The following is an 11507-nucleotide window of genomic DNA, read 5'->3' on the forward strand; positions in this document are numbered from 1 at the left end:
AATTTTAAAGTTTAGCTAATACATCATAGGTCTTTTAATTAGAGTGTTTCCATAAAAGGTATGATTTTGTCTGCAAGTTTTTCATGCCCAGCTTCATTAGGATGTAATCCATCTGGCATATAATATTCTTTCATTATTTTGACTTTCGGTTGCATTCCACTTACAGCATACAAATCCAGAACTGGAATAGCGTAATACTCAGCGACTTCTTTTATTATATTTACATATTGTTTTAATGTATTTCCACTTTTATTTGTTTCATAAGAAACATCTTCAGGATAATCCCTATGAATAGGTGTCATAAATGCAATCGTTTTTTTATAATACTTCTCTATAAGCCCCTGCATAAGAACATGACAAGCTCCATAAAATGTGCTGTTACTTCTATCATTAAAATTTCCGATTGGTACGTTATCGTGTCCAAAGTCATTTGTTCCAGCAAAGACAATTACCAAATCTGCATCATCATCCATTTTGGAAAACCTAGCGGACATTGAATTGCCTTCGTCCTGAGAATGTTTCGCAATCCTTGTACCACTAATCCCATAATTTCTCGCTATTTTGAGTCCCAGCTTCTCTTTAATGATTTCATGATAAATGATTGAAGTTAAAAGCCCGGCTGTTATGCTATCACCTAAAAAATTAACTTTTTTACCTTGCCATTTTGATTTTACATTCATTACAATCTACCTCTAAATTTTTTTTTAGTAAATCAATTAATCTACATATTTCTGGGTACCTTAAGCGTTAATACGCTTCTACCAAATCGTTATATTCTTTCATAGTGATAGGAATAACCGTGCCATGCCTAAATATATATGGAGTAATAAATTCACTTGCGCTTTCCACAAAGCTGCCTGTTGCTATATCCGAGGTTATAAAACACTTGTAACCCTGTCCTGTCGCATAAGCATCTAATAGCAGACACCATTTATTTTCACCATTTAACTGATAGCAAGTTGGTCCCTCAAACCCAAGAACAGCTGCCAATGAGAAACTATTTACCGTCTTAAAATCCCCCATTAAAGTATTACAAACTTCCATAAGGATTGATTTCGTAGTCTCGTCCTTTGAAAAACGGTAATATGCACTATTATGCTGGGTAAATGTCGTATCAATAATATCATTCTCTTTTTCTATATAAAGTTGCGCCTCTGTAAAATCTATAAAATCTTTCGTCCTTGAACAATAGATTCTTTGCTTCGCATAATTATCTTCTGACACCATTGATGCCCAAAACACCATATAATCACAGGTATCTTTATCGTAAATGGACTCTGGTGCCCAAGTACAGCCAGCATTTTCTGATGCGATTTTTACCATTCTTTGCTCAGACCAATTCACGAGATCTGAGGATTCCCATATCATTAATGACTTACTTCCGTTTGTTTTTGCTCTTATCCAGTCACTATTTTTGCTTATGCTTAAATCTGTAGCAATTAAATAAAACTTATCGCCTTCAACTGAACGTATAATATGAGGATCACGAAGACCTTTTTCGCCTAATTTGCTTCGCAGTATAGGCTTTGAATTGTTTAAAGCCTTCCACTGCATACCATCTTTACTTACTGAGAAATAGATTTGCTCGGCATCTTCACTATTTCCATGTGCAAAATGTACAAATATATATGCTTGCATTTCATTTGATTCAGGATCTATTTTTTCTAGCATAATAACCTCATTCCTATGCATGCTCTTACAAGACAAAATATCAATTTTAATGGCTTGCTTATTTTCTATTCAAAGTAAACTTCTTGATTCCTATTACAAATCAACTTTCCATCTTCCACCTTTAGTTCAGCTACCTGGATGCTTGTTTTGGCCGCTTCATATGTCATTATCGTATTATGACTTTCCCGCATTTCTTTTGTGAACTCCGGTTGAACAAAATAAAAGATATATGCCTTTTCCCCATGAACTAAAACATCTGCATGATTACCCATAGCGGTATCATCTTTACGTGTTCCTGGTATCTGAAGTAGATTTTCTCCCCATCTGCACCAATTGGTAAAATCTTCTGACTTATAAACTGCCAGCCCGTCCCAACAATCTGTAATCATCCATTTGATCCTTCCAAATTCAAATACATTGGGTCCTTCATGAGCACAATCTGTTATTTCTGCACCTAATACCTCCCAGTGATAAAGATCTTTACTAATCGCACTGTAAGTATAACTATTATTTTTTTCATCCTTATACCACATTTTATATAGATGTGGTTCAATTTCGTATACACACGCATCAATCACATGATCGGAGGATAAATCTAAAATGCTTTCAAACTTCCAATCCCACATGTTTTTTGCAGTATAATGAAGGATATGACGCTTATAGTTCCAGTCTGTGGGTACACCCGTAATATATGAGATATACATGTGATACCTGCCCTCTGCAAATATCACTTCCGGTGCCCAAAACGTATTCAGTCCCGGTTCAAAATCCATATTGGGTAAAGTCCCTCTATAGAGCCACTTTTGTGCATCTTTAGAAGAAGCAATTCCAATTTTTGTTCCATGAATATTAGATACTCCAATAGAAATATCCGAAGAACGTCGCTGTGTATAAAACATCCACCAGCATAGTTCCTCTCTATTCCAAATCACAACTGGATCTGTTGCTCCATCATATATAGGATCTCTAAACAGTGGTGCCGGTAAAGATTTTAGTTCTTTCATATTAGATTCTCCTTTCAGTTATAGTACTAAATTATACTATCTTGTATCAACATCAACAATGATATATAATGTTTAGTAACTGAACTATTGTGCTTTTTATTGGAGGATTAAATATGCTTAGGCTAATAAGAATCGGATATAACATTATTCATCAACACGGTATCACAATTGATCGCCCCTTTGGTTCCGGTGATTACCTTTTTTTATTGTTTAGAAGTAAAATGGAATTAAAATTACAAGGTAAAAAAGTAATTGCAGATAAAAATACCTATATCATTTTCAAAAAAGGAAGTTACCACTTTTATAAGGATTTTGAACAACCCATGATTCATGATTGGTTTCATTTTGATGGTGATGATATTGAACCGTTTTTCAATAAGCTCAATCTTCCTTTTGATACAATTATTAATGCTCATAATCCGTTTTTTATTTCCAGAAAAGTTCAAGATATTCAATTGGAGCAAGTGCAGAATGGTACCTTTAAAAATGAGATTATTGATGCAACTATTCGCTGTCTTTTTATGAAATTAAGTGACATAAGAAATAACATTGAACCGCATAATAATATCAGCAAGTATTACAACCAATTTGTAGAGTTGCGTAACGAAATTTATAATGCTCCACAAATTAACTATTCAATTGATTCTCTCGCATTGAGTGTCAATATGAGCCGCTCCTATTTTCAACATATTTACAAACAAATCTTTGGTATTTCTACAGTAAATGATATTATTAACAATAGACTAGAATACGGAATGTATCTACTAGGCAATACAGCCTACACCATATCCGATATTTCTGAACTATGTGGCTACACAAACGATGTACATTTTATGCGACAATTCAAAAGGATTATAAATGTAACGCCTAGTGAATATCGATTAAATTACAGGAATAAGTAAAACAATGCTAATTGAATCATTCTGACCAATTCATCTGCCTATCGGGAATGCCTAATTTTGTGCATTCCTCACAAACAATTTCTTTTTCCTTACTATTTCCAATTGTATATTTTAGTATTTTATTTCTAAACACAATATATTTCATATTCCCAGACTTGAAATCTACGAACCAATTTCCGCCCTTTTTTTCATCTGAAATAATTACTTTAGCGAGAATTTCAGGAAAATCCTCTTTATCTGAATTAAAATATAGTACTGTCCAATACTTTGGATTCCCAGCAGTCTTCCATATTTCAACTTTATTAATTGAAATATAATCCAATACTGATTCATCATTAATACTTTCCTTTATGAGCACGCCTTCATATATTCCATTTTCTGTCATTTCTATTGCACTATTTCCACATTTTTTAACATCTTTAAGCGCATCTATTTCTAATTCATCTTTTAGCAATACATCTACTGAGACATTAAATAACCTACTTATAATCAATAATTTTTCAGTCTCTGGTATTGCAATATCAGCTTCCCATTTTGATATTGACTGCCTACTAACATTGCAAACCTCTGCCAAATTCTCCTGTGAATAACTATTCTTATGTCTTAATAATTGTATCTTTTCTGAAAGTTTCATACACGACGCCTCCTATAAGTGATTTTATAATGAGTTTATCAAATGGTTTACATATTATCTACCAACTTCAAGGTTCTTTTTCGCAACCACTAAGTGCAATTTTAAATTACCCAATTTCAAATATCGTAGAAATAATCATAAAATCGTCTCCATTAGCCTCTGGAAAATGCTGAAAATGGCTGACTGGATCCACATTCTTCCATTTCTCAATTTCAGATGACTTTTCATCTACTCTTTTAATATTAACCACTTCCCTGTCTCTTGGTGTCTCGAAATATGAAAATAAGATATTTTCATGAACGGCAATACTTTGGTATCTGTCACCTTTGAGCAAACCTTCCTGCGCAATTGCCTGATGATGGCAGATATATGAAAGCAGCTTATCCGGATACAATACTGCAATCCTTCCACATCTCTTATCTGGACTTTGCTTTCTTTTCCACTGTTCTATACTCACTGGAGAATCAAACCAAAATACAGGAAACATTTCTACCCACTCTTTTTCCTTGTCCATCTGAGGCCATTTACACAAAAATTCTGTCAGTTTTGGGAACCATATCGATGGATCATCTATTATGGGATATTGGTCATCTATTATGGGATTCTTATCATCTATTATGCGGTGTTTGTCATCTAATATAGGATGCACATCGTCTATTATTAATTCCATATATAAAAAAACCATTTGCTTATAACGAAACATCCCACAGGTCAATACTCTATCGTTTTTTCTTGCAGCGCATGCTTCCTGTTTGGATTGATTGGCTGCTTGTAAAAAAGCGATTTCATTTATTTCCGACTTCAATGAAGCCCGATACTGACGCCTAATTATTTTCTTCATAGATGAATTCCTTTCCGCACTTGTTTTCAAAATGAATTGCTCTTATATCTGAATTAATAAACTATCAAAAAAACTGATGGCTATCACTACTCACCATAATGTAATCGAGTAGTAGTATTTCCATCAGTTGCGCAAATTTAATCATTCTGTCTGTTAATCTAGTAGCTTTCATGGAATGATTTAATCTTCCACTCAATCAAGATGAAACATCAACTCTAGATCTTTACTAACCGGACTATTATCCTCATTTGTCTCCATAATTGATGCCATGAAATCCCACCATTTTTGATTTACATCTGTTTTCCCAGCCTTATTCCACCGTTCTTCATTTTCTATTTCGATATACCCAAATAAAATATTGGTTTCCTCATCAAGAAAAATACTATAATTTTTCCCACCTTGATTATGAATTATATCTTTCATTTCAGGCCAAAGCTCATTATGCCTCTTTTTGTATTCTGCTGCCATTCCATCATTAAGTTTCATCTTAAACCCTTTTATCATAGTTTAATCTTATCTCCTTTTCTGTGTTTTGCTTGAACAAAATACTTTTGAATCATTAATAGTCATATTACACTTAGCATCATTTTCCGTCAACGTAATTATATTATATAAGCAGAAATATTTCATTTTGTAACATGAATACTATTAAATACTAAGTGTTTTTATAAATCTTCTAAAAGCTTCTCTGCCCTCTGGAGTACACTTATATACTCCGGCATCTTCAAGCACTTTAACAAATACGTTTCCTGTTTCTCTTTTCAATATATCCATTATATTTTCTTCATTCAGATCATTGTAGTTTGAAATCCATTCATTCACCCACTCGTAATGTTTTTCAACTGCGCTATCATTTCTAATTTCTGAAATGTTTCCACCTAGTATATAGTCCGATAGGATTTCCAATTCATCTTTTAGTCTTGATGGAAGAATCGCAAGTCCCATCACTTCTATCAACCCAATATTTTCTTTCTTAATATGATGATATTGTTCATGTGGATGATATACACCAAGTGGATATTCCTCAGTCGTTATATTATTTCGCATTGCAAGGTCAAGTTCATATTCCTCACCATTCATTCTGGCAATTGGTGTAATTGTATTATGAGGTTCGCCATTTGTTTGCGCATATACAAATGCAGCTTCATCTGTATACCCTCTCCAAGTATCCAAAATATGTGTCGCAAGTTCAATTACTCGATCACAATTACTGTTTCTTAAGCGAATCACTGATAATGGCCATTTTACAATTCCAGCCGTTACACCTTCAAATCCTTTGATCGTAAATTCTTCTTCAACAGGCGCTTTTTCCATGGCAAATTGATAACAACCACCCTGATAATGATCATGAGTCAGTATCGAGCCACCTACTATAGGAAGGTCTGCATTTGAGCCAATAAAATACTTAGGAAACTGTCTAATAAATGCGAATAGATTTTCAAATGTCTGCCTTCCAATTGACATAGGAATATGCTTATAATTTAGCACGATACAATGTTCATTATAATAAACATATGGGGAATATTGAAGTCCCCAATCCCCACCATTCATTTTCAATGGAATAATTCTGTGATTCTGCCTTGCCGGATAATTAAGTCTTCCTGCGTAACCTTCGCTTTCACGGCAGAGCAAACATTGTGGATATCCGCTACTTTTTATAAAACGTGCAGCAGCAATTGCTTTTGGATCCTTTTCCGGCTTTGAAAGATTAATTGACATATCAATTTCGCCGTATATGCTTGGCTTTATCCAACGTATATCTTTCGAGACTCTGTAACGTCTTATATAATCGCTATCCATACTTAATTTATAAAAATAATCAGTTGCGCTTGATGGTGTGTCTTCATATCTTTTCCTGAATTCATTTATTATCACACTTGGAGCTGGCATGATACATCCCATTATTTTTGTGTCAAATAAGTCTCTATATACAACTGAATTTTCTGCAATCAATCCTTTATCAATCCCATAATCCAGCATAGGCTCCAATATTTTTCCCAGATTTTCTTCTCTTTCGCATGAGACATTCTCATAGTCATCAAGTTGCAACACTTCGAGTAATCTATTGATTGTATACACAATATCTGTTTTCTGAATCAATCCATTTTCTACACCATATAAAACAAGTTTTTTAATTGCTTCATTCAACATAATTAACCCCATCGATATCTATTTTGTGTGCTCCATCACCTACACCGGCAACATAAAAATCTGCGCTATAGCCAATTTCTTCTTCATACGTTTTGCCAACTTGTTCAATAAATGCATCAATGCAGTCATCTCTTACGATGCTCACTGTACATCCTCCAAACCCTGCACCCGTCATTCTTGAACCTACTACACCTTCACACTTTTGGGCTTCTTGCACAAGTAGATCAAGTTCTACCCCTGTGACTTCAAAATCATCACGAAGTGAACGATGTGACTCATTCATAAGCTTACCAAATTCTACAATATCATTAATTTCAAGTGCCGTTACTGCATTTTTTGTACGTTCATTTTCATATATCACATGTTTTGCACGGGCGAGTAAAATATCATCTGCAATTACATCTTGGATTTCATTAAAATCAGCCACTGTTAAATCGCACAGACAACTCACTTTTTTTCTTGTCTGTAATAACGCAAGTGCTTGTTCACACTCACTTCTTCTTTCATTATATTTCGAATCAGCAAGACTTCTCTTCTTATTACTGCTGATAATAACGATTTTATATTTGCCCAACTTTAAAGGTACATATTTATATGACAGATTGTTTGTATCCAGAAATATTGCATAATCTTTTTTTGCCATAGCTACTGCAAACTGATCCATGATTCCGCAATTAACGCCTACATATTTATTTTCTGCGAACTGTCCGATTAGCGCAATATCTTGAAGTGATATCCCATGAATATCATCATTGGAATCACTGTTATCAATGCCATTCCTGCTATCAATATCCTTCGTGCCATTCATATCCTTCAGCATAATTCCTGTTAACACCTCAAGTGATGCTGAGGATGATAAACCAGAGCCATTGGGTATATTTCCATACACTAGAAAGTCGTAGCCATAAGTAAGTGGATAGCCTTTCTCTTCAAAAGCCCACATAACACCCTTTGGGTACATTGTCCAATTCTTTTCTAACCCATTCACAAATTCATCAAGTGAAGACTGTACCACTCCTTTTTTTTCAAAATTCATGGAATACATATACAGCTTTCTGTCTGCTCTTTTTCTTGCTACCATATAGGTTCCCATTGTCAAGCCACATGGAAAGACATATCCGCCATTAAAATCTGTATATTCTCCAATTAGATTCACTCTTCCAGGTGTAAAATATCCACGAATATCTCCACCCTCTCCAAACTTATCCACAAATTCATTCAATAAATTAATATGATTCATAAAACCCTCCTTAAGCATCAAAAACTATTTGAGTAAAAACCATTTGATTATTCTCTAATTATGATTATAATGAGATATATACTCTTATACAACAACTATATTAGTGATTATTATAACTATATTGCGTTTTTATCATATATATTAAAAATATTCTTACACAAACTTGATATAAGCAAAAAATAGCAAGAAAAAGGAGCGCCTTATGCAGCTGAAAACAAACAATAACCAAAAGGAATTAAAAACACATGGCACTTATGAATTTCCTGTTGATATTAGTCTGGAAATTCTCTCACGTTATGATACTGGTGCTTTTTCATGTCATTGGCATCCTGAAATAGAACTGACACTGGTTTTAAGCGGTGAAATAGAATACATGATTAATGAGAACCTTTATCATCTGCGAGAAGGTGATGTAGTTTTTTGTAATTCCAACGCACTTCACGCCGGACATATGCACAATCATAATGACTGTCAATATATCTCAATTGCCTTTAACCCACGTATTATCTATGGGTTTGAATCAAGTACCATCCAAACAAAATACATAACGCCAGTTGTTTCCAACACAATGTTTAGTTCCTTTCATTTCACTTGCGATAACCCTGATAATAAAAGTATTCTTTCACATATCAAAAAAATCTATACTTTAAACCAAAAGAAAAAAGATGGATATGAACTCAAAATTCAACACCACCTTTTACTTGTATGGATCGCTATCTACCAATATGCATCGAACTATTCGATTTTGCAATCAGATGCAGCATGCTTGGCAAGCACTGTTAAAATCCAGCATCTAAAAGCAATATTTGACTATATTCATCTACACTATGATGAAACGATCACCCTTGATGATATCGGAAACGCGGCAAATCTAAGCAAAGGCGAATGCTGTCGTTTTTTCAAGAAGCATACAAACCAGTCAATTTTTGATTATATTCTATATTATCGCATAGAAAAAAGCCTGCCGCTTTTAATCTCAAAAGACATGACGATTACTGAGATTGCTTGTGCAACAGGCTTTTCAAATACTAGTTATTTTTCAAAAATATTTAAAAAATTAATAAATTTCACTCCTAAAGAATATCAGAAAATATATTTCAAGAATAATATACCGCAATAACTTATACTCATTAAATTCAATTCATTCGTTTTTTCATTAAATTCTACAAACATAAAATTTGTATATTGTTGTTTTATTATAGATCTCTTTTGCTTTCAAAATCGAACTCAGGAAATTATCATGGTGTGGTGCGTCTGGAAAATACTGTGTTTCAAAACATACAGCCTCTTTTGCATTATATACTGCGCCAGATTTTCCTGCGCTATGATCAAGAAAATTTGCTGTATATAGTTGTAATCCTGGCATATCAGTCATTATTTCCATTGTTATACCGCTCACATCCGACACAACTGCTGCTACTTTACAGAGTTGACTATTATTTTTCAGAACATAGTTATGATCATAACCATCTGCAATCTTTAAAGCTTCATAATCATGATTTATATCCTGTCCAATTTCTTTAAACGTTCTAAAATCCATAGGTGTTCCTGCAACCTCAACTAATTCGCCTGTTGGAATAGATTTTGAATCTGTCTTCGTATAATAATCTGCATCGATCATGAGTTTCTCTTTTAAAATACTCCCTGACGCATGTCCATCTAAATTAAAATAACTATGATTCGTCATATTTACGATCGTATCTGCATCACTCACGGCATAATAGTTAATTTTGAATTCATCGTCTTCTGAAAGCGAATAGGTAACCTTAATATCCACATTTCCTGGAAACCCCTGATCCATATCTGGGCTTCGCAAGCTAAATGTGACACTATTATCTTCTATATTTTCTGTTTCCCACATTCTGTTCGCATAATAGTCACAGCCGCCATGGAGATTATTTCCATTATCATTATCAGTGAGTTTATAACTTTTTCCTGATATTGAGCACTGTGCATTACCAATACGATTTGCATTACGTCCGATAAATGCACCGAAGAAAGATTTTCTGCCTTCATATCCTTTCGCATCATCATATCCGAGTACAACATCGATTGTTTTTCCATATTTATCGTTCACAAATATACTTACAACAGTTGCTCCATAATCACTGATTGCTACTTTTGTTCCTTTTTCGTTTTTTATAATAATTAAACTTGTTTTCTCACCTTTTGAAGTGACTCCAAAATCAATTACATTCATAATAAACACATACCTCCTAATATTCGTTTTTTCCATACACTTCTATCTGACTCAGCGCTGGAAACATGGAAGGATCATCTGATTTTATTAATTTATCAATTTTTATCCACTCGATTTTCTTCTGCGCAAATTCACATATATGCGGCTTACATGATTTTTCCATATCAAATTCCATCTGTGTTCCATCTGAAAAAGAAAATCTCACCTGCGTCCACCAATTATCATGTGGAAAATCTGCTCTCGTATACAATACAATTTTGTCTGCTACAATTGTTCTTCCAAAATCAATTTTAAATTCGGCATCATCTTGCATATTAATTCCCCATGATTCATATGGCCAGTTTCCATGCGAGGAATTTTCTCTATTACCATCTATGGCATTTCTTGCTGCAAAAACTGCTTCCCCTCTGGTTTCAACATTTGCCGTAGCATGTGGAAACATTACAGTATTGACATGCTGATCCAAATTGTTAACCGCCAAATTCCTATATCTTGATATTTCCTCTTCTGTCGCTGTCCTGATCTTAATCAAATGTATATTCCCTGCAAATGATTTCGGTGAATATGATACTTTATTTTCATCAAATGGGATTTTATATTCAAACGATTTATCTTTCATAAATACAAACGAACTTTCCATTGCATCATCCACTGATACCACAACATAAATACCACTCTCCGAAGATTCAAATGTAATCGTATCATCATGCAAATATGCATCCTTATACACGAGACAACATTGATCCTCCTGTGATTTTTCAGACATCCTCTTACCTAATTTGTTTTTAATTATTATATTATAATATGCCATATTTCTCCTTGCCATAACTTTATCTTTTTTATCGATACAACTATATTAACGCA

Annotated in this window: 12 protein-coding genes; 2 read left to right on the forward strand and 10 right to left on the reverse strand. The window is 33.8% G+C overall.

All coding sequences use genetic code 11. The annotated features are described in order from the left end of the window. Positions 1-38: 38 nt before the first annotated feature. From BMY18_RS05775 to BMY18_RS05785, 3 genes are all read right to left on the reverse strand, one after another. Complete coding sequence (locus tag BMY18_RS05775; RefSeq protein ID WP_092451491.1) at positions 39-680, reverse strand: SGNH/GDSL hydrolase family protein; 642 nt, start codon at positions 678-680, stop codon at positions 39-41. A 67-nt stretch (positions 681-747) separates the two neighbouring features. Next, on the reverse strand, positions 748-1671 hold the full coding sequence (locus tag BMY18_RS05780; protein WP_092451493.1) for a glycoside hydrolase family 43 protein: 924 nt from the start codon (positions 1669-1671) through the stop codon (positions 748-750). A 65-nt stretch (positions 1672-1736) separates the two neighbouring features. After that, a complete protein-coding gene (locus BMY18_RS05785) occupies positions 1737-2675 on the reverse strand; it encodes a glycoside hydrolase family protein (RefSeq protein WP_092451495.1) in 939 nt (312 codons plus the stop codon). Positions 2676-2788: 113 nt separating this feature from the next. Between BMY18_RS05785 and BMY18_RS05790 the strand changes: the two genes are divergently transcribed. Next, the gene (locus BMY18_RS05790) at positions 2789-3577 is read left to right on the forward strand and encodes a helix-turn-helix domain-containing protein (RefSeq protein ID WP_170841314.1); all 789 of its coding nucleotides are present in this window, start codon (positions 2789-2791) and stop codon (positions 3575-3577) included. A gap of 16 nt (positions 3578-3593) precedes the next feature. Here BMY18_RS05790 and BMY18_RS05795 read toward each other — a convergent pair whose 3' ends face one another. The 5 genes from BMY18_RS05795 to BMY18_RS05815 form a co-directional block, all read right to left on the reverse strand. Next, positions 3594-4211, reverse strand: coding sequence for a helix-turn-helix transcriptional regulator (locus BMY18_RS05795; RefSeq protein WP_092451497.1), 618 nt, complete (start codon positions 4209-4211; stop codon positions 3594-3596). Between the two features lie 106 nt (positions 4212-4317). Continuing rightward, positions 4318-5052 (reverse strand): hypothetical protein, encoded by a 735-nt coding sequence (locus BMY18_RS05800; RefSeq protein ID WP_092451499.1) that lies wholly within the window; start codon positions 5050-5052, stop codon positions 4318-4320. 192 nt (positions 5053-5244) lie between these two features. Then, on the reverse strand, positions 5245-5556 hold the full coding sequence (rhaM, locus tag BMY18_RS05805) for an L-rhamnose mutarotase (RefSeq protein ID WP_092451501.1): 312 nt from the start codon (positions 5554-5556) through the stop codon (positions 5245-5247). 144 nt (positions 5557-5700) lie between these two features. After that, positions 5701-7203, reverse strand: coding sequence for a UDP-glucose--hexose-1-phosphate uridylyltransferase (gene galT / locus BMY18_RS05810; RefSeq protein ID WP_092451503.1), 1503 nt, complete (start codon positions 7201-7203; stop codon positions 5701-5703). Next, entirely contained in the window at positions 7193-8443 is a 1251-nt protein-coding gene (locus BMY18_RS05815) for a galactokinase (RefSeq protein ID WP_092451505.1), read from the reverse strand. Before BMY18_RS05815 ends, galT begins: the two co-directional genes overlap by 11 nt. A 202-nt stretch (positions 8444-8645) precedes the next feature. Here BMY18_RS05815 and BMY18_RS05820 point away from each other — a divergent pair, with 202 nt between their 5' ends. Beyond that, the gene (locus BMY18_RS05820) at positions 8646-9563 is read left to right on the forward strand and encodes an AraC family transcriptional regulator (protein ID WP_092451507.1); all 918 of its coding nucleotides are present in this window, start codon (positions 8646-8648) and stop codon (positions 9561-9563) included. Between the two features lie 36 nt (positions 9564-9599). On the opposite strand, the gene BMY18_RS05825 is transcribed toward BMY18_RS05820, so the two are convergent. Next, positions 9600-10643 carry an aldose epimerase family protein gene (locus BMY18_RS05825; RefSeq protein WP_092451509.1) on the reverse strand — a complete coding sequence of 348 codons (1044 nt, stop codon included), beginning with the start codon at positions 10641-10643 and terminating at the stop codon, positions 9600-9602. Positions 10644-10659: 16 nt separating this feature from the next. Then, positions 10660-11454: a carbohydrate-binding protein gene (locus BMY18_RS05830; protein WP_092451511.1), complete on the reverse strand. Its 795-nt coding sequence runs from the start codon at positions 11452-11454 to the stop codon at positions 10660-10662. Positions 11455-11507 lie beyond the last annotated feature (53 nt).

The sequence above is a fragment of the [Clostridium] fimetarium genome, from assembly GCF_900111235.1.
GTDB lineage: Bacteria > Bacillota > Clostridia > Lachnospirales > Lachnospiraceae > Clostridium_N > Clostridium_N fimetarium.